This is a genomic window from Nocardioides sp. zg-1308 (assembly GCF_013155375.1).
Classification (GTDB): Bacteria; Actinomycetota; Actinomycetes; order Propionibacteriales; family Nocardioidaceae; genus Nocardioides; species Nocardioides renjunii.
Map to the genome: position 1 here is coordinate 2195561 of NZ_JABJQY010000002.1, position 22918 is coordinate 2218478.

20 protein-coding genes are annotated in these 22918 nt (G+C 73.0%); 7 read left to right on the forward strand and 13 right to left on the reverse strand.

The window, feature by feature from the left end:
- The first annotated feature begins 80 nt into the window (after positions 1-80).
- Together HN031_RS12330 and HN031_RS12335 are read left to right on the forward strand one after the other, a co-directional pair.
- A complete protein-coding gene (locus HN031_RS12330) occupies positions 81-449 on the forward strand; it encodes a VOC family protein (RefSeq protein ID WP_172270268.1) in 369 nt (122 codons plus the stop codon).
- 9 nt (positions 450-458) lie between these two features.
- A complete protein-coding gene (locus HN031_RS12335) occupies positions 459-1103 on the forward strand; it encodes an MOSC domain-containing protein (RefSeq protein WP_172270270.1) in 645 nt (214 codons plus the stop codon).
- A gap of 4 nt (positions 1104-1107) precedes the next feature.
- On the opposite strand, the gene tpx is transcribed toward HN031_RS12335, so the two are convergent.
- The gene (gene tpx / locus HN031_RS12340) at positions 1108-1605 is read right to left on the reverse strand and encodes a thiol peroxidase (RefSeq protein WP_172270272.1); all 498 of its coding nucleotides are present in this window, start codon (positions 1603-1605) and stop codon (positions 1108-1110) included.
- A 56-nt stretch (positions 1606-1661) separates the two neighbouring features.
- Here tpx and HN031_RS12345 point away from each other — a divergent pair, with 56 nt between their 5' ends.
- Positions 1662-2972 (forward strand): DUF2252 domain-containing protein, encoded by a 1311-nt coding sequence (locus HN031_RS12345; RefSeq protein ID WP_367650745.1) that lies wholly within the window; start codon positions 1662-1664, stop codon positions 2970-2972.
- An 18-nt stretch (positions 2973-2990) separates the two neighbouring features.
- Here HN031_RS12345 and HN031_RS12350 read toward each other — a convergent pair whose 3' ends face one another.
- The 5 genes from HN031_RS12350 to HN031_RS12370 all read right to left on the reverse strand — a co-directional run bounded on the left by HN031_RS12350 (position 2991) and on the right by HN031_RS12370 (position 6609).
- Complete coding sequence (locus HN031_RS12350; RefSeq protein ID WP_172270274.1) at positions 2991-4001, reverse strand: aldo/keto reductase; 1011 nt, start codon at positions 3999-4001, stop codon at positions 2991-2993.
- A gap of 65 nt (positions 4002-4066) precedes the next feature.
- Complete coding sequence (locus HN031_RS12355; RefSeq protein WP_172270276.1) at positions 4067-4441, reverse strand: MerR family transcriptional regulator; 375 nt, start codon at positions 4439-4441, stop codon at positions 4067-4069.
- Between the two features lie 70 nt (positions 4442-4511).
- Positions 4512-5309 carry an NAD(P)-dependent oxidoreductase gene (locus tag HN031_RS12360; protein ID WP_172270278.1) on the reverse strand — a complete coding sequence of 266 codons (798 nt, stop codon included), beginning with the start codon at positions 5307-5309 and terminating at the stop codon, positions 4512-4514.
- Between the two features lies 1 nt (position 5310).
- A complete protein-coding gene (locus HN031_RS12365; protein ID WP_172270280.1) occupies positions 5311-6123 on the reverse strand; it encodes a purine-nucleoside phosphorylase in 813 nt (270 codons plus the stop codon).
- 33 nt (positions 6124-6156) lie between these two features.
- Positions 6157-6609, reverse strand: a complete 453-nt coding sequence (locus HN031_RS12370; protein WP_172270293.1) for a gamma-glutamylcyclotransferase — start codon at positions 6607-6609, stop codon at positions 6157-6159.
- A gap of 67 nt (positions 6610-6676) precedes the next feature.
- Here HN031_RS12370 and lpdA point away from each other — a divergent pair, with 67 nt between their 5' ends.
- Entirely contained in the window at positions 6677-8080 is a 1404-nt protein-coding gene (gene lpdA, locus HN031_RS12375; protein ID WP_172270295.1) for a dihydrolipoyl dehydrogenase, read from the forward strand.
- A 1-nt stretch (position 8081) separates the two neighbouring features.
- Positions 8082-9473 carry an NAD(P)H-quinone dehydrogenase gene (locus HN031_RS12380; RefSeq protein ID WP_172270297.1) on the forward strand — a complete coding sequence of 464 codons (1392 nt, stop codon included), beginning with the start codon at positions 8082-8084 and terminating at the stop codon, positions 9471-9473.
- Here HN031_RS12380 and HN031_RS22340 read toward each other — a convergent pair.
- Both HN031_RS22340 and HN031_RS12390 read right to left on the reverse strand, forming a co-directional pair.
- Positions 9409-10317, reverse strand: coding sequence for an Fpg/Nei family DNA glycosylase (locus HN031_RS22340; RefSeq protein ID WP_172270299.1), 909 nt, complete (start codon positions 10315-10317; stop codon positions 9409-9411). The genes HN031_RS12380 and HN031_RS22340 overlap by 65 nt on opposite strands.
- 33 nt (positions 10318-10350) lie before the next feature.
- Positions 10351-11004 (reverse strand): hypothetical protein, encoded by a 654-nt coding sequence (locus HN031_RS12390; RefSeq protein ID WP_172270301.1) that lies wholly within the window; start codon positions 11002-11004, stop codon positions 10351-10353.
- Positions 11005-11094: 90 nt separating this feature from the next.
- Here HN031_RS12390 and HN031_RS12395 point away from each other — a divergent pair, with 90 nt between their 5' ends.
- Together HN031_RS12395 and HN031_RS12400 are read left to right on the forward strand one after the other, a co-directional pair.
- Positions 11095-12390, forward strand: a complete 1296-nt coding sequence (locus tag HN031_RS12395; RefSeq protein ID WP_172270303.1) for a SpoIID/LytB domain-containing protein — start codon at positions 11095-11097, stop codon at positions 12388-12390.
- The gene (locus HN031_RS12400; protein ID WP_172270305.1) at positions 12387-13325 is read left to right on the forward strand and encodes an SGNH/GDSL hydrolase family protein; all 939 of its coding nucleotides are present in this window, start codon (positions 12387-12389) and stop codon (positions 13323-13325) included. The genes HN031_RS12395 and HN031_RS12400 overlap by 4 nt, the downstream gene beginning before the upstream one ends.
- Here the strand turns inward: HN031_RS12400 and HN031_RS12405 are convergent.
- The 5 genes from HN031_RS12405 to HN031_RS12425 form a co-directional block, all read right to left on the reverse strand.
- Entirely contained in the window at positions 13322-16714 is a 3393-nt protein-coding gene (locus HN031_RS12405; RefSeq protein WP_172270307.1) for a pyruvate carboxylase, read from the reverse strand. The genes HN031_RS12400 and HN031_RS12405 overlap by 4 nt on opposite strands.
- Positions 16715-16918: 204 nt before the next feature.
- Positions 16919-18613, reverse strand: a complete 1695-nt coding sequence (locus tag HN031_RS12410; RefSeq protein WP_172270309.1) for an FAD-binding dehydrogenase — start codon at positions 18611-18613, stop codon at positions 16919-16921.
- Positions 18610-19242 (reverse strand): TetR/AcrR family transcriptional regulator, encoded by a 633-nt coding sequence (locus tag HN031_RS22345; RefSeq protein WP_172270311.1) that lies wholly within the window; start codon positions 19240-19242, stop codon positions 18610-18612. The genes HN031_RS12410 and HN031_RS22345 overlap by 4 nt, the downstream gene beginning before the upstream one ends.
- 44 nt (positions 19243-19286) lie before the next feature.
- Positions 19287-20948 carry a hypothetical protein gene (locus HN031_RS21075; RefSeq protein ID WP_216652123.1) on the reverse strand — a complete coding sequence of 554 codons (1662 nt, stop codon included), beginning with the start codon at positions 20946-20948 and terminating at the stop codon, positions 19287-19289.
- Between the two features lie 119 nt (positions 20949-21067).
- The gene (locus HN031_RS12425; RefSeq protein ID WP_367650746.1) at positions 21068-22849 is read right to left on the reverse strand and encodes a biotin carboxylase N-terminal domain-containing protein; all 1782 of its coding nucleotides are present in this window, start codon (positions 22847-22849) and stop codon (positions 21068-21070) included.
- Positions 22850-22918: the final 69 nt, after the last annotated feature.

Sequence of the window (22918 nt, forward strand, 5' to 3'; positions counted from 1 at the left end):
CGGGCGGGACGTCATGGCCACTGGTCGCCGGCGCGACCGCGCGCCATGACGTTGTCGGTGGGCGGTGCCACGATCGGGTGATGATCGACCACCTGGGCATCAACTGCACCGACCTGCCGCGCGCAGCGGCGTTCTACGACAGGGTCCTGGGGGTGCTGGGCCACCGGCGCCTGATGGACTTCGGGGAGGCCATCGGCTACGGCACCGACACGCCGGACTTCTGGCTCAGCACCTTCGAGGGCGTGGGGCCCAACCGGGAGGTGCACGTCGCCTTCCTGGCACCCGACGCCGCCACGGTCCGGGCCTGGCACGCCGAGGCCGTCGCGGCGGGGGCGGAGTCGCTCCACGAGCCGCGGCTGTGGCCGGACTACCACCCCGGCTACTTCGGCGCCTTCGTCCGCGACACCGAGGGCAACAACGTCGAGGCGGTCTGCCACACCGGCGACTAGCGTGGGCGGGTGATCGCCACCGTCCGCTCCGTCAACACCGGCCCGCTGGCGCCGGTCGAGGGGCTGCGGCGCCCCAGCGGCATCCGCAAGCACCCGGTCGAGCGGATCGAGGTCCGCGACCCGGGCCCCAAGCGCGGCGGGCTCGGCAGCGGCGTCGTGGGTGACGCGATCTACAGCCGCAAGCACCACGGTGGCGCCACCCAGGCCGTCTACGCCGTCGCCCGCGAGGAGCTGGACTGGTGGGGCCGGGAGCTGGGTCGCGACCTGGCCGACGGGATGTTCGGCGAGAACCTCACGACCAGCGGCATCGACGTCGACGCCGCCGAGGTCGGCGAGCTGTGGCGCGTCGGCCTCACCCTGCTGGAGGTGTGCGGGCCGCGCGTGCCGTGCGCGACCTTCGCCAAGCACATGGCCGAGCCCCGCTGGGTGCGCCGCTTCAGCGACCGGGGACGCACCGGTGCCTACCTCGCCGTGCGCGAGGCCGGCGTGATCGAGCGCGACGACCCGATCGAGGTGGTCCACCGGCCGGCGCACGGGCTGACCGTGCCGATGTTCTTGCGGGCCTGGATGGGCGATCGCGAGCTGGCCGAGGTCTTCGTCTCGGCCCGGGTGCTGGCCGAGGCCGAGCACGAGTGGCTCGCCTCCCGCCTGTGACGCGTCAGCCCAGCGCGGCCACCGCTGCGTCGTAGTCGGGCTCCTGGCCGATCGCGTCGGTCAGCTGGGTGTGCAGCACGGTGCGGTCCTGGTCGAGGACGACGACCGCGCGCGCCAGCATCCCGGTCCAGGCGCCGTCGGCCATCGCGACGCCGTAGTCCTGGCCGAACGAGGAGCGGAAGGCCGAGCCGACCAGCGCGTCCTCGATGCCCTCGGCGCCGCAGAACCGGGCCTGCGCCAGCGGGAGGTCGACGGAGACGTTGACGACGGCGGCGTTGTCGAGGCCGGCCGCGAGCTCGTTGAACCGGCGCACGCTCGCCTGGCACACGCCGGTGTCGATGCTCGGGAAGATGTTGAGCACGACCCGCTTGCCGGCCACGTCGGCGTCGGTGAGGGACTGGAACTTCGTGTCCACCAGGTCGAACCCCGGTGCCTGCGAGCCGACAGCGGGCAGCTCGCCCACGGTGTTGACGGTGGTGTCGCCGAATTGTGTGGTTGCCATGGGGCATTCCTATCGCAGCCGCCCTGACCGCTCGTCGCTGGCTCTACAGTGCGGAGGTGACCACCTCGAAGCGCGCGGACGTCATCATCGACGTGCTGCGCGACGCGTTCGCCCCGCTCATGCGCGCCGACCCGGTGGCGTTCCGCGCCAAGTACCGCAAGATGGCGCGCGACCCGCTCGCGTTCTACCGCGGGACGGCCTGCCTGTTCTACTGCGACGTCACCGGCGAGGACGACCCCTGGGCGGACCACGGCGCCGAGCGCATCTGGATCCACGGCGACCTGCACGTCGAGAACTTCGGCACCTACCTCAACTCCGACGGCCGGCTGATCTTCGACGTCAACGACTTCGACGAGGCCTACATCGGTCGCTTCGCCTGGGACCTCCAGCGGTTCGCGGCGAGCCTGGCGCTCCTCGGGTGGCAGAAGGCCCTGCCCGAGGACGCGATCCGCAAGCTCATCAGCCGCTACGCGCGGTCCTACCTCGCCCAGGTCAACCACTACACCGGCACCGAGGAGGACGAGACCTTCGAGATCCGGCTCGACACCGCCCAGGGCCCGGTCCTCACGGCGCTCGAGTCGGCCCGCACGAAGCGGCGCGCCGACCTCCTCGACCGCATCACGGTGATGCAGCACGGGGTCCGGAGGTTCAGCGAGGACGGCACGACGAGGCGTCTGTCCAGCACGGAGCGGGCCAAGGTCGTGGCGGCCTTCCACGGCTACCTCGAGACCATCCCGGAGTCCAAGCGCTTCGACCGGGACCTCTTCTACGAGCTGCGCGACGTCGTCGGCAAGTCGGGCTTCGGCATCGGCAGCGCGGGCCTGCCGGCCTTCAACGTGCTCGTGGAGGGCTACAGCCAGGCGCTCGACAACGACGTGGTGCTGAGCATGAAGCAGGCCAACGTCCCGGCCCTGAGCCGGTTCGTCGAGAGCGCCGAGGTCGACGCCTACTTCGACCACGAGGGGCACCGCACGGTGGTGAGCCAGCGGGCGCTGCAGGTGCACACCGACCCGCTGCTGGGGCACACGAGCATCGACGGCACCGGCTACGTCGTCTCCGAGGTCTCGCCCTACGAGGTCGATCTCGACTGGAGCGAGATCAACGAGCCCGAGGACATGCGGTCGGTGGTCGACCTGCTCGGCCGCGCGACGGCCAAGATCCACTGCGCCTCCGACGAGGACAGCCAGCAGGACCTGGTCGACTTCCAGGTCGAGGAGGCGATCCACAAGTCCCTGGACGGCCGGCGCAACGAGCTGGTGTCGTGGCTGGGCGAGTGGGGGATCGCGTACGCCGCCCGCGTGCGCGACGACCACGCGCTGTTCGTGGACGCCTTCCGCGAGGGCCGGGTCGGGATCACCTCCACCTGACCCGGCACCTCGTGCGCGTCAGGCGTCGATGGTCGACATGTCGCCGTAGCGCTCGCCCGCGACCGCGTCGCGGGGGACGGCCTGCTCGAGCGCGGCGAGGTCGTCGTGGGTGAGCTCGACGGCGACGGCGCCGACGTTCTCCTCGAGGTAGGCCACGCGCTTCGTGCCGGGGATCGGCACGACGCCCAGGTCGGGGTCGCCCTGCGCGAGCACCCACGCCAGCGCGAGCTGCCCGGGGGTGCAGCCCTTGTCGGCGGCGAGCTCCTTCACCTTCGCCACGAGCGCGAGGTTGGCGTCGAGGGCGTCACCGGAGAACCGGGGGAAGCGCCCGGTGGCACGGGAGTCGTCGGCCTCGAGCGACTCGCGGGTCACCGCGCCGGTCAGCATGCCGCGGCCCAGCGGGGAGTAGGGGACCAGTCCGATCCCGAGCTCGCGCAGCACCGGCATGACCTCGTCCTCGAGGTCGCGGGTGAACAGGGAGTACTCGGTCTGCAGGGCCGTGACCGGGTGCACGGCGTGGGCGCGGCGGATCGTGTCGGCGCCCGCCTCGGAGAGTCCGAGGTGACGCACCTTGCCCGCCTCGACGAGCTCCTTCATCGCCCCGACCGTCTCCTCGATGGGCACGGTCTTGTCGACGCGGTGCTGGTAGTAGAGGTCGATGCGGTCGACGCCGAGCCGCTCGAGGGAGGCGTCGCACGCCCTGCGGACGTAGTCGGGGGAGCCGTTGATGCCGACCCACGAGCCGTCGGGGTTGCGCTCGTTGCCGAACTTGGTGGCGAGCTGGACCTCGTCGCGCCGGCCCTCGAGGGCACGGCCGACGAGCCGCTCGTTGGTGAACGGGCCGTACATGTCGGCGGTGTCGAGGAACGTGACACCGAGGTCGAGGGCCCGGCGGATCGTGTCGATCCCGGACTGCTCGTCGGGGGTGCCGTAGAACTCCGACATCCCCATGCAGCCGAGGCCGAGGGTGCTCACGGAGAGCGAGGAGGTGGTGCCGAGGGTGCGCTGGCCGATGGAAGTGGTGGTCATGACTCCCACCAAACTCCTTGGAGTGCGCTCGAAGTCAAGCCCCCTCCGCGCCTTCCCTGCGTGGATCAGCCTGCGGGGGTGACGACGCTGTCGTAGATGGCGATCTTGTGGTCGATCGCGCGGAGGTGGGAGGTCACCTCGGCCAGCTGGCGCTCGACCACCTCGCGGTGGGCGAGCAGGAGCGCGAGGCGCTCGGCCTCGTTGCCGTCGCCCTCGCGGACCAGCGCGGCATAGCGTCGTACGTCGCGGATGGGCATCCCGGTGGCGCGCAGCCGGGTCACCATCTGGATCCAGGTGAGGTCGCGCTCGGTGTAGCGCCGGTGCCCGGACGAGGCGCGCTCGACCGAGCCGAGCAGCAGCCCGTCGCGCTCGTAGTAGCGCAGGGTGTGGGCCGTCAGGCCGGTGCGCTCGGCCGCCTCGGCGATGCTCAGGCTGGTCATCGGACCAGTGTCCGACTTCGAGCGCACTCCAAGTCAAGGGCTCCGGCGACGCGCGGCCCGCCGGAGGAGGTCAGTCGCCCAGCGCCGGACGGTGGAACTGCGCGGTCGCGAAGGGGCCGCCGACGAACTCCGCCTCGGCCTCGTCGTCGGGCCCCGGCTCGACGCGGTCGGCGTGGTCCTCGGCGTCGTCCTGCGGCTCGTAGCCCAGGCGGCGGCCGGGCTCGAGGTCCCACCAGGCCCGCGTGTTGGCGCTGATGCCGTGGAGGACGGCGTAGCCGGGGGCCGGGGCGGTCAGCGCCGCCTCCACCATGCGTACGCCGTCGCCGTGGGACAGCCACGTCGACAGCGCGCGCGTGCTCGTCGGCTCCTCGAGGAACGAGCCGATGCGGCAGGCGACCGCGTCCATGCCGTGGCGCTCGGCGAAGAGCCGCATCAGCGCCTCGGCGGCGACCTTCGCGACGCCGTAGTAGGTGTCCGGGCGGGGCGGCACGTGCTCGGTGAGCTCGCCGTCGGCGCGTGGGGTGCGACCGACCGCGTGGTTGGAGGAGGCGTAGACCAGGCGCGGGACGTCGTGGGCGACCATTGCGTCGAGCAGCGCCGCGGTGGTGATGACGTGCGAGGTCAGCTCGTCGGGCAGCGACACCTCCTCCGGCACGCCGGCGAGGTGCACGACCGCGTCCAGGCGCTCCTCGGCGAGGACGGCGGCGACCGCGTCGGCGTCGGCGCAGTCGGCCTCGTGCCAGGTGAACGTCGTGCCCTCGGGTGCCGGCACCAGGTCCAGCCCGACGACGTCGTGGCCGAGGTCGACCAGTCCGACCGTGACGACCCGGCCCATGCTGCCGGCCGCGCCGGTGACGAGGACGCGCACGTCAGATCCTCGTGACGACCTGGCTGAGCAGGCCGCCCATCCGGCTGGCCGCGGCACGGCCCGCCTCGAGCACCTCCGCGTGGTCGAGCGGCTCGCCGCTCAGGCCGGCTGCGAGGTTGGTGACGAGACTGATGCCGAGGACCTCCATGCCCGCCTCGCGGGCGGCGATCGCCTCGAGCGTGGTGCTCATGCCGACGAGGTGGCCGCCGAGGATGCCGGCCATGCGCACCTCGGCGGGGGTCTCGTAGTGCGGCCCGGGGAACTGGACGTAGACGCCCTCGTCGAGCGAGCCGTCGACCTCCCGGCACATCTCCCGGAGCCGGGGGCTGTAGAGGTCGGTGAGGTCGACGAAGTTCGCCCCGACGATCGGGCTGGTGCCGGTCAGGTTGATGTGGTCGGAGATCAGCACCGGCTGGCCCGGCTGCCAGCCCGGCTTGAGGCCGCCGCACCCGTTGGTCAGCACGATCGCCGAGCAGCCCGCGGCCGCCGCGGTCCGGACCGGGTGGACGACGGCGGCGACGCCCTTGCCCTCGTAGTAGTGGGTGCGGGACAGGAAGACCAGCAGGTTGCGGTCGCCGCTCTCCGACGAGGTCCGGACGGAGCGGATCCTGCCGCTGTGCCCGGTGACGCCCGCGGCGTGGAACCCCGGCAGGTCGGTGGTCGCGATCTCCGCGGTGGCCTCGCCCAGCGCGTCGACGGCCGGCAGCCAGCCCGAGCCCAGGACCAGGGCGATGTCGTGGCGCTCGACGCCGGTGAGCTCGGCGAGCCTCTCGGCGGCGGAGCCGGCGGCTTCGTACGGGGTCTGGTCGTCCATGGGCGGCACTCTAGGCGCAGTCGGAGTGCCGGGTCACAGGCCGGTCGAGCGGCAGGCCCGGCGCCGCAGCGCGCCGACGTAGTCCTCGGGTGCCCCCGCCGCCTCGGCGGCGTCGGCGAGCACGCCGAGGTAGGACGCCGAGGGCAGGCCGCCCTCGTAGGCGTCGAGGACGTAGGCCCACACGACGAGCTCGCCGGTCATCGTCGAGACCCGCACCTTGGTCTTGCGGTAGAGCCCGGTGTCGGCGGACTCCCAGCCGTCGAGGGCGCGCTCGTCCTCCGGCGTGACGTCGTAGACCGCGACGAAGACCTGCTCGAAGGGGTCCTGGACGATCGTGGACAGCGCGCCGTCCCAGCCGTGCTCCTCCCCGCCGAACGTCAGCCGCCAGCCCGTCAACCACCCCGTGGAGTGGAGGATCGAGTGGGGGCAGCGCTCGCTCATCCGGGCGGGATCGAGGTTCGTCCCGTAGGCGGCGTAGAGCGTCACGGGCCACAGGATACTGAGCCCCGACCTCGGGTGTCCCCGCCGTGGGCCGGACAACTAGGCTGGCACCGTGACCGACACGCACTTCGACACCCTCGTCCTCGGCGCCGGCCCCGGTGGCTACGTCGCCGCGATCCGCGCAGCCCAGCTCGGCCAGAAGGTGGCCGTGGTGGAGGAGAAGTACTGGGGAGGTGTCTGCCTCAACGTCGGGTGCATCCCGTCCAAGGCCCTGCTGAAGAACGCCGAGCTGGCCCACACGCTCCAGCACGAGAAGGCCAAGTACGGCATCGAGGGCGACGTGACCATGTCGTTCGGTCCGACCCACAAGCGCAGCCGCGACGTCAGCGCCGGCATCGTCAAGGGCGTCCACTTCCTCATGAAGAAGAACAAGATCACCGAGATCGACGGCTGGGGCACCCTCCAGGGCCGCAACGACGTCGACGTGAAGGACAAGGACGGCCAGACCACCCGCTACACGTTCGACAACCTGGTCATCGCCTCCGGCGCGACCGTGCGCCTGGTGCCGGGCGTCGAGCTCAGCGAGAACGTCGTCACCTACGAGGAGCAGATCCTCACCGACCAGCTCCCGAGCTCGATCATCATCGGCGGCTCGGGCGCGATCGGCGTCGAGTTCGCCTACGTGATGGCCAACTTCGGCGTCGACGTCACGATCGTGGAGTTCCTCGACCGGATGGTCCCCACCGAGGACGCGGACGTGTCCAAGGAGCTCGCCAAGCACTACAAGAAGCTGGGCGTGAAGGTGCTGACCTCCACCGCCGTCAAGGGCGTCGAGGACACCGGCTCGGGCGTCAAGGTCACGGTGGCCCCGGCCGCCGGCGGCGACGAGCAGGTGCTCGAGGCCGACAAGTTCCTCGCCGCGTTCGGCTTCGCCCCCCGCGTGAAGGGCTTCGGCCTCGAGAACGTCGGCGTCGACGTCACCGAGCGCGGTGCGATCGAGATCGACGACTACTGCCGCACCAACGTGCCGAACGTCTACGCGATCGGCGACTGCACCGGCAAGCTGATGCTCGCCCACGTGGCCGAGGCGATGGGCATCGTGGCCGCCGAGACCATCAACGGCGCCGAGACGATGCCGGTGGAGTACGACTTCGTGCCGCGCGCGACCTACTGCATGCCGCAGATCGCCTCCTTCGGCTACACCGAGGCGCAGGCCAAGGAGATGGGCTACGACGTCAAGACCTCGACGTTCCCCTTCACCGCCAACGGCAAGGCGATGGGCCTCGGCGAGGCGTTCGGGTTCGTGAAGGTCGTCGCGGACGCCGAGCACAACGAGATCATCGGCACCCACATGATCGGCCCCGACGTCACCGAGCTGCTGCCGGTGATGACGCTGGCCCAGAAGTGGGACCTCACCGCCGACGAGGTGGCCCGCAACGTCTTCGCGCACCCGACGCTGGGCGAGGCCGTCAAGGAGGCCGTCCACGGCATCGCCGGCCACATGATCAACCTCTGACATGCCCGATCGCATCGTCATCATCGGCGGCGGCCCCGGCGGCTACGAGGCGGCGCACGTCGCGGCGCAGCTCGGCGCCGAGGTCGTGGTCGTCGACACCGACGGCGTCGGCGGCTCGGCGGTCCTCACCGACTGCGTGCCGAGCAAGACGCTGATCGCCACCGCCGAGCTGATGACCGACATGTCGTCGGCGCAGGAGCTGGGCGTCAACTTCCACGACCACCAGGGTGACGCGGCGACGACGATCACCGTCGACCTGGCGCGGGTCAACGCCCGCGTCAAGCAGCTCGCGGCCGACCAGTCGGTCGACATCGCCGAGCGCCTCGACCGCGACGGCGTACGCCTCGTGACCGGCCGCGGCCGCCTCGGGCCGGACCTGACGGTCACCGCCGTCACGGCCGACGGCGAGGAGACCCTGCAGGCCGACGCGATCATCGTGGCCACCGGTGCCGCGCCCCGTACCCTGCCGAGCGCGCAGCCCGACGGCGAGCGGATCCTCACCTGGGAGCAGGTCTACGACCTCACCGAGGTCCCCGAGAAGCTGATCGTGGTCGGCTCCGGGGTCACCGGGGCGGAGTTCGCGAGCGCCTACCTCTCTCTCGGCATCGACGTCACGCTCGTGAGCAGCCGCGACCGGGTGCTGCCGGGCGAGGACGCCGACGCGTCCGCCGTGCTGGAGGACGTGCTGACCCGGCGCGGGATGAACGTCCTGGGCCAGTCCCGGATGCAGTCGGTGACCCGCGAGGGCGACACGGTCACCGTGACGCTCACCGACGGCCGCACCGTCTCCGGCAGCCACTGCATCCTGGCCCTCGGCTCGGTGCCCAGCACCGCCGACCTCGGCCTCGAGGAGGCGGGGGTGGCCACGGACGACGGCGGCTTCATCGTCGTCGACCGGGTCTCGCGCACCTCCGCCCGCGGCATCTACGCCGCAGGCGACTGCACCGGCGTGCTGATGCTCGCGTCGGTCGCGGCGATGCAGGGCCGGATCGCGATGTGGCACTTCCTCGGCGACGCGGTCGCCCCGCTCGACCTCAAGAAGGTCTCCTCCAACGTGTTCACCTCACCGGAGATCGCCACCGTGGGCTGGTCCCAGCAGGCCGTGGACGCCGGGGAGATGCAGGCCGAGGTGGTGACGCTGCCGCTGGCCGGCAACGCCCGCGCCAAGATGCAGGGCGTGCGCGACGGGTTCGTCAAGCTGTTCTGCCGCCCCGGCACCGGCATCGTCGTCGGCGGAGTGGTGGTGGGCCCGCGTGCCTCCGAGCTGATCCACCCGGTCTCGGTCGCGGTCGCCGAGTCGCTGACCGCCGACCAGCTGGCTCACGCCTTCACGGTCTACCCGTCGATGAGCGGCTCGATCGCCGAGGCCGCCCGGCGCCTGCACGGGGTCTGACGCCGGGTCCCGCACCGACCCGCGCCTCCGGCCCGGGACCGGGCTGGCAGGCGCGGCACCACCAGGTGCGGCGGTTGGCCGCGTCGCCCGGGACCTCGGCGCTCACGCTCACCGGTCCGCCGCAGCGCCGGCACCCCTGGCGCTGGCGGCCGGTCACCCAGTGGTCGTCGCCGCGCGCCGACGATCCGGTCGTCACCTGGTAGGCACCCTCGACGGTCGCCGAGTGGCGCAGCATCCGGGCCGCTCGGTCCACCAGGTGCGCCACGTCGACGTCACCGATCGCGGTCCACGGGCTCACCCCGCTGAGGAAGGCGAGCTCGTTGACCCAGAGGTTGCCGAGCCCGGCCATGGCACGCTGGTCGAGCAGGGCGGTGACCAGCGGGGTGGTGGGGTCGCGGCGGAGGCGCCGGACGGCCTCCTCGGCGTCCCAGTCGTCGCGCAACGGGTCGGGACCGAGGTGGCCGACGAGGTCGCCCTCGCGGTCGGTCGGCACCAGCGCGAGGTCGTGGAGCCGGATGCCGTGGACGGTGCGGCCGTCGTCGAGGCCGAGCACGAGCCGCACGTGCGGCTGGACCGCGCCCGGCAGTCGCTTGCCCGGCGCGAGGGTCGACCAGGACCCGTCCATGCGCAGGTGGCTGTGGAGCGTCGCGCCCGGCGATCCGGCCATCGGGCCGAAGCGGGTGAGGAGGTGCTTGCCGTGGGTGTCGTGACCGAGGACCTCACGACCGGAGAGGTCACGGGTCGCCAGGGCGGGGGTGCGGAAGTCGGAGCGCACCACCGTGTGGCCGGCCAGCTGGCGGTCCAACCGGCGGGCGAGCTTCCAGACGCTGTCTCCCTCGGGCACCCCTCCAGTGTCACAGGAGCCCCTGACAGCCCCTCAGGTCCCGGAGCCGACGCCGTCGGCGCCGCCGGTGGTCTGGTGGAGGTAGGCCTGAGCCAGGTTCTGCTGTCCGTGGACACCGTGCCCGGACCGACGGGCCAGCTGCGCCCCGGCGTCGATCGCGCCGTCCACACCGCCCGAGAGGTGCCACGGCACCCAGCGGTCGCCGACCCGCACCAGGCGCTCCAGCGGCGCCTCGCCGGCCGACAGACGCCGTACGTCGGCCGCGCAGGCCGCGATCGTCCGCGGCACGCCTCCGGCCGGGGTCCACCGCACGTCCTGCATCGCCGGACCGTGGCGGGGGTCGAAGAAGCAGGGCTCGCGGCGCTCGGGCAGCCGGTCTCCGGCGAGGACCGCGACGACGGCGGCGCGGTGGTAGCGACCGTCGGCCACGACCTGCTCGACCGCCACCACGTCCTCGACCGTGGTGCTCGCCGCGAGCAGGGCCCTGGCCTGGTCGTAGTGCTCGATCGCACGCCGGTAGTGGCCGTGGGCCACTGGGTCGAGGTCCTCGGCGAGGATGTCGAGGTGCAGCTCGGCGACCTGCTCGCCCAGCACCGTGACGTCCTCGTCGACGAGCCGGCGAGCCACGCGCCAGCGGTCGAGCCGGGCGAGCTCCTCCTCGCGGCGTCGACGCCGTCCCCCGAACATGCCGGGAGCCTGCCACACGCCCGGTCCCGGGGCGGGCGGCTCCCGCGGATCCCTGCAGCCGTTCACCACTCGGCTGTACGCTCGGTCGTCTTGCTGTCGAACGTCCCGGGGGAGACCTCACCGACCATGTCGCGACCACGCCACCTGACCCGCACCCGCACCGCCCGCCTGCTGCTGGGCGTCGCGGCGGGCGCGATGCTGCTCCCGGTCCTGCCCGCCGCGCCGGCGCAGGCCGACGCGGGAGAGCCGCGCCGGGCGGTCGAGACCTGGCTGACGCCGGGCAGCACCGCGATCACGCTCACCGGGCACGGGTTCGGTCACGGCCACGGCCTCTCGCAGTACGGCGCCCAGGGCGCGGCCCAGCAGGGCGTCCCGTGGCAGCAGATCGTCGAGTTCTACTACCCCGGCACGACGTGGGGCGCCGTGACGGGCACGATCCGCGTGCTGATCACCGCCGACACCGGGCGCGACGTCCAGGTCGTCGCACGCCCGGGCATCGAGGTCCGCAGCCTGCAGCGCAACCGCGCGTGGCGGCTGCCGCAGCTCCCCGCGAAGAAGTGGCGGCTCGTCGCCGCGGGTGACGACACCCGGGTGCAGCGCACGACCGGCGGTGCCTGGCGCACCTGGCGGACCGTGCCGGGCCAGGCGGAGCTGTCCTCGAACCGCGGGCCCCTGACGCTGGTGCTGCCCGGCGCCCGCCGCGACTACCGCGGCACGCTGCAGTCGGTCACCTCAGGGCAGGGCAGGCGGCAGACGGTCAACCGGGTCGGCATGGAGGCCTACCTGCGCGGCGTCGTCCCGCAGGAGGTCCCGGCACTGTGGGAGCCGGCCGCGGTCAGCGCGCAGTCGGTGGCCGCGCGCACCTATGCCGCCTTCGAGCGCTCGCACCCCGCGGCGGGCCACTACGACCTCTGCGACACCACCCAGTGCCAGGTCTACGGCGGCGTGGACGTCGAGCACCCCGCGGCGACGGCGGCGATCCGGGCCACGGCGGGCCGGGGCGTCTTCCACGACGGCCGGCCGGCGTTCACCCAGTTCTCCGCCAGCAACGGCGGCCACTCCTCAGCCGGGTCGATGCCCTACCTCGTCGCCCAGCCCGACCCCTACGACGGCGTGAGCGGCCACCAGTACTCCACCTGGACCACGACGGTCGACGACACCCAGGTCGAGAAGCACTGGCCCGCCATCGGCGACCTCACCTCGATCGAGGTCACCTCGCGTGACGGCAACGGCGACTGGGGTGGTCGGGTCGCCGACATGGCGTTCGTCGGCACCACCGGCACGGCCCGCGTGGACGGTGACACCGTGCGTTCCACCCTCGGCCTCTACTCCGACTGGTTCACCTTCAGCGTGACCCCGCGGCAGAAGGGTCCGGCGCGCCAGTGACCGGGCTCCACCGTGCCGCCGCGTTGCTCGCGGCGCTCGTCCTGGCTGTGTCCGGCTGCTCGACCGGCAACGACGGCGACGGCGCCCTGCCCGACCCCGTCGTCGACACCGAGGTGACGACGGGCATCGACTACGTCGCGCTGGGCGACTCGTTCTCCGCCGGGCCGTTCATCGGCGCGATGCGGAGCGACCCCGAGGGCTGCGCCCGCTCGCGCGACAACTACCCGGCGTTCCTCGCCGACTGGCTCGACGTCGAGAGCTACACCGACGTCACCTGCTCGGCCGCGACGACGGCCGACCTCTACGCGCCGATGGTCATGTTCAACGGCGCCACCACCGGGCCGCAGCTCGACGCGGTTTCGGCCGACACCGACCTCGTCACGATCGGCATGGGCGGCAACGACTTCGGCATCTACGACTCCCTCATCCGCTGCCAGGCCGGCGGGGCCGAGGCCTGCCCGGTGGCGGACCTGAGGGCCGACGCGGGCAAGGTCGCCGCCCGCGTCGAGAAGGCGGTGCGCCGGGTCCGCCAGGCGGCGCCGGAGGCCGAGGTCCTCGTCGTCGGCTACCCCGACATCCTCCCCACCGAGGGCACCTGCGCCGCGCTGGGCGTCTCCGCCGACGTCCTCGGCCCGGTGGCCGACGTCGCCGGGGTGCTCAACGCGTCCCTGCGCCGGGGCGCCACGGCCGGCGGCGGGTCGTACGTCGACCTCGAGGGCCCCTCGGAGGGGCACGACGTGTGCGCCAGGGGACGGGCGTGGGTCAACGGGCCGCAGTTCCGCCTCGGGGTCGCCGCGCCGTTCCACCCCAAGGTCAACGGCATGCGTGCCGCCGCGGGGGAGGTCTACCGCGAGGTGACCGGTGAGGAGCCCGAGGTCACCGAGCACGCCGAGCCCGACCCGGACGCCATCGTCCTCAACGAGCCGGCCGGCTAGCCCCGGCCGATCACCAGCACCAGGTCGCCACCCTCGACCGCCTGCGTCGACGGCACGGCCAGCCGCGTCACCGTGCCGGCGACCGGCGCGGTGATCGAGGCCTCCATCTTCATCGCCTCGATGGTCGCGACGGTCTGCCCGGCCTCGACCCGGTCGCCCTCGGCGACCGTCACGGTGACCGCGCCGTCGTAGGGCGCCGCCACGTGGCCGCTGTCGGTCGGGTCGGCCTTCTCGGCGGCGCTCACGTCGGCGGAGATGCTCCGGTCGCGCACCTGCACGGGCCGGAGCTGGCCGTCGGCCGTCGCCATGACCGTGCGGATGCCCCGCTCGTCGGGCTCGCTGATCGCCTCGAGCCCGAAGAGCATCTCGCGGCCCTCGCGCACCAGGACGCCGTGCTCCTCGCCGCGTCGCAGGCCGTAGAGGTAGTCGATGGTCGAGACCGCGCTGAGGTCGCCGTACTTCTCCCGCGACTCGTGGAACGCGGCGGTGGGGCCGGGGAAGAGCAGCTCGTTGAGCGTGCCGCGACGGTCGGTGGCCAGGTCGGCCTGCTGCTCGGCGGTGAGGCTCTCGGTGGGCTGCTTCCACGTCCTGCCGGCCAGCGCCTTGCTGCGGAACGGCTCGGGCCAGCCGCCGGGCGGGTCGCCGAGCTCGCCGTTGAGGAAGCCGATCACCGAGTCCGGGACGTCGTACGACGCCGGGTCCGCCTCGAACTGCGCGGGGTCGGCGCCGGCGGCGACGAGGGCGAGGGCGAGGTCGCCGACCACCTTGGACGACGGGGTCACCTTGACCACGTTGCCGAGGATGTCGTTGGCGGCGGCGTACATGTCCTCGACCTGCTCGAACTTCTCGCCGAGGCCCAGCGCGATCGCCTGCTGGCGCAGGTTGGACAGCTGGCCGCCCGGGATCTCGTGGCGGTAGACCCGCCCGGTCGGGGACGGCAGGCCGGACTCGAAGGGCGCGTAGACGCGGCGGACGGCCTCCCAGTAGGGCTCCATCGCGTTGACCGCGGCGAGGGAGAGACCGGTCTCGCGCGCCGAGTGGTCGGTCGCGGAGATCAGCGCGGACAGCGCCGGCTGGGAGGTGGTGCCGGCCATCGACGCCGAGGCGGCGTCCACGGCGTCGACCCCCGCCTCGATCGCCGCCACCAGCGTGGCCAGCTGGCCGCCGGGGGTGTCGTGGGTGTGCAGGTGGACCGGCAGGTCGAAGCGCTCGCGGAGGGCGGTGACCAGGGTGCGGGCGGCGGGGGCGCGCAGCAGGCCCGCCATGTCCTTGATCGCCAGCACGTGGGCGCCGGCCTCGACGATCTGGTCGGCGAGGCGGAGGTAGTAGTCCAGCGTGTAGAGCGTCTCGCCGGGCGAGGACAGGTCGCCGGTGTAGCAGAGCGCGACCTCCGCGACGGAGGTGCCGGTGGCGCGGACCGCGTCGATGGCCGGGCGCATCTGCGAGACGTCGTTGAGGGCGTCGAAGATCCGGAAGACGTCGATGCCGGTCTCCGCGGCCTCCTGCACGAAGGCCTCGGTGACCTGGGTGGGGTAGGGCGTGTAGCCCACGGTGTTGCGCCCGCGCAGCAGCATCTGCAGGCCGATGTTGGGGATCGCCTCCCGCAGGGCGGCCAGCCGCTCCCAGGGGTCCTCGGCGAGGAAGCGCAGCGCGACGTCGTACGTCGCCCCGCCCCAGCACTCGACCGACCACAGCTCCGGCGTGGTGCGGGCGACGTGGTCGGCGACCGCCACGAGATCGCGGGTGCGGACGCGGGTGGCGAGGAGGGACTGGTGGGCGTCGCGGAAGGTGGTGTCGGTGACGGCGACGCGGTCCTGGGCCCGCAAGCGCCGGGCGAACTCGTCGGGGCCGATCTCGCGCAACAGCTGGCGGGTGCCCGCGGGGGCCGGCTGCGAGCGGTCGAGCGGGGGGAGCTTGCTCGCCGGGGTGATCGTCACGGGGGCGGCGCCGTGGGGCTGGTTGACCGTGACGTCGGCGAGGTAGGCCAGGAGCTTGGTGGCGCGGTCGCGGCCGACCTGGGCCGTGAGCAGGCCGGGGTGGTCCTCGATGAAGGAGGTGGTGACGCCGCCGGCGGCGAAGTCGGGGTCGGCCAGGACCGCCTGCAGGAAGCCGACGTTGGTGGACACCCCGCGGATGCGGAACTCCAGCAGCGCCCGGCGGGCCTTCTGGACCGCGGACTCGAAGGTGCGGCCGCGACAGGTGAGCTTGGCCAGCATGGAGTCGAAGTGAGGGCTGATCTCGGCGCCGGTGTAGGTCGTGCCGCCGTCGAGGCGCACCCCGGGCCCGCCGGGGGAGCGGTAGGTGGTGATCTTGCCGGTGTCGGGGCGGAAGCCGTTGGCCGGGTCCTCGGTGGTGATCCGGCACTGGAGGGCGAAGCCGCGCGGCTGCACCGACTCCTGGGTGAGGTCGAGGTCGGCCAGGGTCGCGCCGGCGGCGATGAGCATCTGCGACTGCACGAGGTCGACCGCGGTGACCTCCTCGGTCACGGTGTGCTCGACCTGGATGCGCGGGTTCATCTCGATGAACACGTAGCGCCCGCTCGGGTCGAGGAGGAACTCGACGGTGCCGGCGTTCTTGTAGCCGATCTCGCGCGCGAAGCGGACGGCGTCCGCGCAGATGCGGTCACGGAGGTCCGGGTCGAGGTTGGGCGCCGGGGCGATCTCGACGACCTTCTGGTGGCGGCGCTGGACCGAGCAGTCGCGCTCGTACAGGTGGATGACGCCACCCTCCGAGCCGGTGCCGTCCGCGAGGATCTGCACCTCGATGTGGCGCGGGTCGACCACCGCCTGCTCGATGAAGACGGTGGGGTCGCCGAACGCACCCTCGGCCTCGCGCATGCAGGTCTCGATGGCCTCGCGCAGGTCGGCGCGGTCCTCGACGCGGCGCATGCCCCGACCACCGCCGCCGGCGACGGCCTTGACGAAGAGCGGCGCCTCGATCCGCTCCGCCGCCGCCAGCAGCTCCTCGACGTCCGTCGACGGCGGCACCGACTCGAGGACGGGTACGCCGGCCGCCTTGGCGGCGGCGATCGCGCGCGCCTTGTTGCCGGTGAGGGTCAGCACCTCGGCGGAGGGGCCGATGAAGGTGATGCCGGCGGCGGCGCAGGCCTCCGCGAGCGCCGGGTTCTCGGAGAGGAAGCCGTAGCCGGGGTAGATCGCGTCGGCGCCGCACCGCACCGCCACCTCGACGATGGCCTCGGGGTCGAGGTAGGCCCGGACCGGGTGCCCGACCTCGCCGATCTGGTAGGCCTCCTCGGCCTTCATGCGGTGCTCGGACCAGCGGTCCTCGTGGGGGAAGACGGCCACCGTCCGCGCGCCGATCTCACGCGCGGCTCGGAAGGCCCGGACTGCGATCTCGCCACGGTTGGCGACGAGCACCTTGGAGAACATGGGCGAACCGTATCGAGAGGCCTCTGTGACCTGTGTTACCTGTCCGTACCTCGGGCCGGCCGGGTCACGCGGGACGTCATGGTGCGCGGTCGTCCCGGCGACCGCCGGCCGTGACGCTGTCGGCGTACGTCATGGAGGCGGGTCGTCCCGGCGACCACGCGCCATGACGTCGTGGGACGGGACGACGGACGGCCCGCCCGGGTGTCAGCGGGCGAGCGCGCGACCCGCGGCGCGGCCGGAGAAGATGCAGCCGCCGAGGAACGTGCCCTCCAGGGCGTTGTAGCCGTGCACCCCGCCGCCGCCGAACCCGGCGACCTCGCCGGCGGCGTACAGGCCGGGGACCGGGGTCCCATCGGCGGCCACGCACTGGCCGTCGAGGTTCGTCTCGAGGCCACCGAGGGTCTTGCGCGAGAGGATGTTGAGGCGTACGGCGATGAGCGGGCCGTGCGCGGGGTCGAGCACCTTGTGCGGCTTGGCGACGCGGATCAGCTTGTCGGTCCGGCTGCGGCGCGCGTTGTGGATGGCCATCACCTGGATGTCCTTGGAGAAGGAGTTGTCGACCTCGCGGTCACGCGCCTCGATCTGGGAGCGGAGGTCCTCGACGTCGAGCTTCGGTCCCCGGGCCAGCTCGTTCATGCCGGTCACCAGCGAGTCGAGGTCGTCGGCGACCACGAAGTCGACGCCGTGCTCCTTGAACGCCTCGACCGGGCCGGGCGCGCCCTTCGCGAGCCGGCTCTGCGCGAGGAACCTGAGGTCCTTGCCGGTGATGTCGGGGTTCTGCTCGGAGCCGGAGAGGGCGAACTCCTTCTCGATGATCGACTGCGTGAGCACGAACCAGGAGTAGTCGGCGCCCGCCGCCAGGATCTGCTTCATGGCGCCGATCGAGTCGGCGCCAGGGACGCCGGACATCCCCTCGAGGCGCCTGCCGGTCGCGTCGAACCACATCGACGACGGACCGGGCAGGATCCGGATCGCGTGGTCGGGCCAGACCGGGTCCCAGTTGTGGATGCCCTCGACGTAGGCCCACATCCGGTCGCGGTTGACCATGGTCGCGCCGGCGTCCTCGGCGATGGCCTGCATGCGTCCGTCGACGTGGGCCGGCACCCCGGAGATCAGGTGGTCGGGCGCGGGGCCGACCCGCTCGGTCGGCCAGCTGCGACGCATCAGCTCGTGGTTGTGCCCGATGCCTCCGGAGGTGACCACGACCGCCGGGGCCCGGTGCTCGAAGTCGCCGGTGCGCTCGCGGCCCGACCGCACGCCCCGCGCGGCGGCGTCATCGGCGAGGAGGGTGCCGCGGACCCCGACGACGGCGCCGTCCTCGACCACGAGCTCGTCGACCTGGTGGCGGAACGCGAAGCGGACCAGCCCGTCCGCCTCGGCGCGCTGCACGGGCTCGGCGAAGATCCGGACGACCTCGGGGCCGGTGCCCCACGTGAGGTGGAAGCGGGGCACGGAGTTGCCGTGCCCGGTGGCGCGGCCGTCGCCCCGCTCGGCCCAGCCGACGAACGGCAGCGAGCGGAGCCCGAGGGCGTGGAGGTAGTCGCGCTTCTCCTCGTGCGCGAAGCGGACGTACGCCTTCGCCCACTGCTGCGGCCAGTGGTCCTCGCCGCGGCCGGGTCCGTCGGTGCCGTCGCCGAGGCGGTCGAACTGCGCCGAGCCCTGCCAGTCCTGCCACGCGAGCTCGGGGGAGTCCTTGATGCCCATCCGGCGCTGCTCGGGGCTGTCCACGAAGAGCAGGCCACCGAGCGACCACCACGCCTGCCCGCCGAGGTTCGCGCGGTTCTCCTGGTCGAGGACCAGCACCCGCCGGCCGGCGAGGGCCAGCTCGTGGGTGGCGACGAGCCCGGCCAGGCCGGCGCCGACGACGATGACGTCGGGGGTGAAGTCGGGCGTGCTCACGGCGTCTCCTGCGGGTAGTGGTGGACGATCATCTCGGCGAGCAGGCGCAGCGCGCGCTCGACGGTGCGGCCGGGGGCGGCCGTCGGGTCGGGGTCGAGGGCGGAGAAGGCCATCCCGTCGAGCATGTTGACCACGATGCTGAGCACCGCGGCGAGGTCCGCGGGGCCGAGCCGGTCGCCCCAGAGGTCGGTCGCGGCGTCGAGCATCTGCGCCTGGAGCGACTCGCGCGCCGGGACGAGGGCGGCGCGGAGCCCGGCGTCGGCGCGGGCCGCCACCAGCAGCTCGCGCCAGGTCTGGTTGGCCGGGGACAGGACCGCCCTGCGGAGGTGGGCCAGCACCGCCGCGACGTCGTCGACCGTCTCGACGTCGGCGCCGACGGTCGCCCGGAACGCCTCGACGTTGCGGGTGGCCACGCGCTCGGCGGTCGCCACGAGCAGCGCCTGCCGGGTCGGGAAGTGCCGGAAGAGCGCGCCCTGGCTGACGCCGGCCTCGGCGCACACCGCAGCGGTCGACGTGGCGGCGTACCCGCGGTGGGTCAAGCAGGTGACCGTCGCCTCGAGCAGCGCCTCGATGGTGCCCTCACGTCGCTGGGCCTGGGTGCGCCGCAGCGGCGGTCCGGTCTCGATCACCCCGGGATCCTCGCATAGAAAGCGAGTGCTCGCTATCTAGCGTGTCACCGCGCGGGCCGCACCCGCACGGGGGCCGACGTCGAGGTGTCGCGGCCGACCCGGACCACCAGGCGGAACCGGACGGTGGCGCGCGGAGCCACCTTGACCCGCCAGCTCACCGAGCCCGAGGGGGACAGGTCCTGGGACCGGACGGCCTTCCACCCGCGCGGCGTGCGCTGCTGCAGCACCGCCGGTGCGCCGTACGCCCAGGTGCCGGCGCGCCCGTCCAGCCGCACCACGCGCCGCGACACGCGCAGCGCCTCCAGCGAGACGGTGCGGGGTGCGGACGGAGCGGTGCTGGGTGCCGGGGTCGGGTAGGGAAGCGGCAGCGGGACCGGCACCGGGACCGGCACCGGCGCGGGGACCGGCGTGGGGACGGGGACCGGAGTCGGAGTCGGAGTCGGAGTCGGAGTGGGCGTGGGCGTCGGCGTCGGGGGCACCCAGTGGTCGTCCCGCTCGGCGCGCCAGGCGACCTCGCCGCGCAGGGCCGGACCGGCGCCCTCGCAGTGCTGCACGAAGGAGATGGCGAAGGCGACCAGGTCGCCGTCGTCGTACGTCGCCTCGTGGACGGTGAACTGCCCGGTGAGCTGGTTGCACCCGCGTCCGCTGCCGCTGACGTCCATGCCGGCGTTGCCCACGTTGAAGGGGTGGCGCGTGGCGCCGGTGTAGGTCGTGCCGGGCAGGAGGAGCTGGTTGTCCGGTGCCTCGAAGTCGGCCGTCCATCGGTCCCCGGCGTGGTCCACCGCCATCCGCACGTGGGTCTCGGTGCCGACGGCGCTGAGCCGGGCACCGGCCTGCGGGGTGTAGTCGTAGGTGCGCGCGCCGCCGACGAAGTCACCCGGCTCGCTGTGCATCCGCCACTGGGTGCGCCCCGGGATGCCGCGCCCGCGGAGCTCGGCGGTGTGCACGTTGCCGCGGTCGTCGGCGACTCGCAGGGTGCCGGTGCGGGCACCCGCGACGCCGGCGGTCAGGCCGACCCGGACCGTGCAGGAGGAACCCGCCGCGAGGGAGGCTGGGCAGTCGTCGCTCACCACGCTGTAGTCACCGGCGCCCTCGACCACCGCCGCGGTGACAGCGGTCGGCGTGGCGGCGGTGTTGGTGACCCGGACGGCGTAGGGGCGCGACGCCACGCCGGGGTGGGAGTCGGGCCAGTGGACGGCGAAGGCCTCGATGCCGAGCGCGGTCGCCGGCGCGTAGCCGAGGCGCACCTCGCCGAAGAGCGCCGGAACGGTGCCCTCGCAGTGCTGCTCGTAGGTGAACCACACCCGGTCCGGGCCGATGTCGTGCACGGTGAAGCGGCCCGTGCTCGTGTTGCAGCCCCGGCCGTCCCCCGAGACGCTGAGGGCCGGTCCGCCGTCGGTGGACGTCCGCGTCGCGTCGGAGTAGGTCCCGGGCGCGAGCGACTCACCCGTCGGCGCCGCGACCGTCATCGAGTACGGCCCGGCCGCGATGCTGACCCGGCTGTCGGTGATCGTGGCGTTCAGGTCGCCGCGGTAGGCCCGTGACTGCCCCTGCCCGATGTGGTCGCCGGACTCGCTGACCAGCGTGGCGTAGCCCGGCAGGGCGGTCGCCGCCGCGGATGCCGGTGCCACGGCGGGCAGCAGGACCCCCGCGACGACTCCCGCGACGGTGCTGACGAGCAGTGCTGAGCCACGACGTGCCGACATGCGTTCCCCCGGATATTAGTGCGTCGGCACCGGTGCCGACGGGAGGAGGCTAGTGAGGGAGTGGCGGATCGGTCCCCGGATTCGCCCGATTGGGGACGAGGACCATCGGTCGCCGAGCGTCAGCCCGTGATCTCGCAGATCACCGCGCCGTTGGTCACCGTGTCGCCGACCTCGGCCCGGAGGCCGGTGACGGTGCCGGAGCGGTGGGCCTTGAGCGGCTGCTCCATCTTCATCGCCTCCATCACGACCACGGTGTCGCCCTCGGCGACCTCCTGGCCCTCGGTGACGACGACCTTGACGATGGTGCCCTGCATCGGCGAGGTCACCGCGTCGCCCGACGCCGCGGCTCCGGCCTTCTTCGCCGACCGCTTGGCCCTGCCCTTCCCGGTGCCGCCCCCACCTCCGGCGGTCGCGAGGCCACCGAGGCCGGCCGGGAGGACGACCTCGAGGCGGCGACCGCCGACCTCGACGGTGACCTTCTGCCGCTCGCCCGGCTCGTCCGCCTCTGCAATGGCGCCGGCGTAGGGCTCGATCCGGTTGTCGAACTCGGTCTCGATCCACTGCGTGTAGACGCGGAACTCGCCCTCGCCCGACGGGGTCGACGGTCCGACGTAGGCGGGATCGGACACCACGGCGCGGTGGAACGGGATCACGGTGGGCATGCCGTCGACGACGAACTCGTCGAGCGCCCGGCGCGAGCGCTCGAGCGCCTGGGTGCGGTCGCGGCCGGTGACGACGAGCTTGGCGATGAGCGAGTCGAACGAGCCGGGGATCGTCTCGCCGTTCTCGTAGCCGCCGTCGAGGCGTACGCCCGGCCCGCTCGGCGGGCTCCACGCCGACAGCGTGCCGGGGGCGGGCATGAAGCTGCGGCCACCGTCCTCGGCGTTGATGCGGTACTCGATGGAGTGGCCGCGGACCTCGGGGTCGTCGTAGCCGAGCTCCTCGCCGGCGGCGATGCGGAACATCTCGCGCACCAGGTCGATGCCGGTGACCTCCTCGGACACGCAGTGCTCGACCTGGAGGCGGGTGTTGACCTCGAGGAAGGAGATCGTGCCGTCCTGGGCGACGAGGAACTCGCAGGTACCCGCGCCGTGGTAGCCGGCCTCGCGGAGGATTCGCTTGGAGGACTCGTAGAGCTCGGAGCGCTGCGCGTCGGTGAGGAACGGCGCGGGCGCCTCCTCCACGAGCTTCTGGTTGCGTCGCTGCAGCGAGCAGTCGCGCGTGGAGACGACCACGACGTTCCCGTGCTGGTCGGCCAGGCACTGGGTCTCGACGTGGCGCGGCTTGTCGAGGAACTTCTCCACCAGGCACTCGCCGCGGCCGAAGGCGGTGACCGCCTCGCGGACGGCGGACTCGTAGGCGTCGGGGATCTCCTCGAGCGTGCGGGCGACCTTGAGGCCGCGGCCGCCACCGCCGAAGACGGCCTTGATCGCCACCGGGAGGCCGTGGGCCCTGGCGAACTCGACGACCTCGTCGGCGTCCCGCACGGGGTCCTTGGTGCCGGGCGCGAGGGGCGCCTCCGCCTTGGCGGCGATGTGCTTGGCCTTCGCCTTGTCGCCCAGCGCCTCGATGGCGGCGGGCGGCGGGCCGATCCAGACGAGCCCGGCGTCGATGACGGCCTGGGCGAAGTCGGCGTTCTCGGCGAGGAAGCCGTATCCGGGGTGGATGCTGTCGGCACCGGACTTCTCGGCGATCGCGATGATCTTGGCGATGTCGAGGTAGGACTCGGCGGGGGTCGCGCCGCCGAGGGAGTGGGCCTCGTCGGCCAGCCGCACGAAGAGCGCGTCGCGGTCCGGGTCGGCGTAGACCGCGACCGAGCCGATGCCGGCGTCCTTGCAGGCGCGGACGACACGGACGGCGATCTCGCCGCGGTTGGCGATGAGGACCTTCTTCAAACTCACGCGAGGACTCCTGGGTGTGCGGCCGGGATGCGTACCGCTGGGCAGGCTACCGCGACCCGGGGGCGGGGA

What these genes read in the sequence shown, in the direction of transcription:
- tpx (WP_172270272.1), bottom strand. Translation starts at nt 1,605, where the DNA reads ATGGCAACCACACAATTCGGCGACACCACCGTCAACACCGTGGGCGAG.
- HN031_RS12365 (WP_172270280.1), bottom strand. Translation starts at nt 6,123, where the DNA reads ATGGACGACCAGACCCCGTACGAAGCCGCCGGCTCCGCCGCCGAGAGG.
- HN031_RS21075 (WP_216652123.1), bottom strand. Translation starts at nt 20,948, where the DNA reads ATGTCGGCACGTCGTGGCTCAGCACTGCTCGTCAGCACCGTCGCGGGA.
- HN031_RS12330 (WP_172270268.1), top strand. Translation starts at nt 81, where the DNA reads ATGATCGACCACCTGGGCATCAACTGCACCGACCTGCCGCGCGCAGCG.
- HN031_RS12380 (WP_172270297.1), top strand. Translation starts at nt 8,082, where the DNA reads ATGCCCGATCGCATCGTCATCATCGGCGGCGGCCCCGGCGGCTACGAG.
- HN031_RS12405 (WP_172270307.1), bottom strand. Translation starts at nt 16,714, where the DNA reads ATGTTCTCCAAGGTGCTCGTCGCCAACCGTGGCGAGATCGCAGTCCGG.
- HN031_RS12390 (WP_172270301.1), bottom strand. Translation starts at nt 11,004, where the DNA reads ATGTTCGGGGGACGGCGTCGACGCCGCGAGGAGGAGCTCGCCCGGCTC.
- HN031_RS12355 (WP_172270276.1), bottom strand. Translation starts at nt 4,441, where the DNA reads ATGACCAGCCTGAGCATCGCCGAGGCGGCCGAGCGCACCGGCCTGACG.
- HN031_RS12350 (WP_172270274.1), bottom strand. Translation starts at nt 4,001, where the DNA reads ATGACCACCACTTCCATCGGCCAGCGCACCCTCGGCACCACCTCCTCG.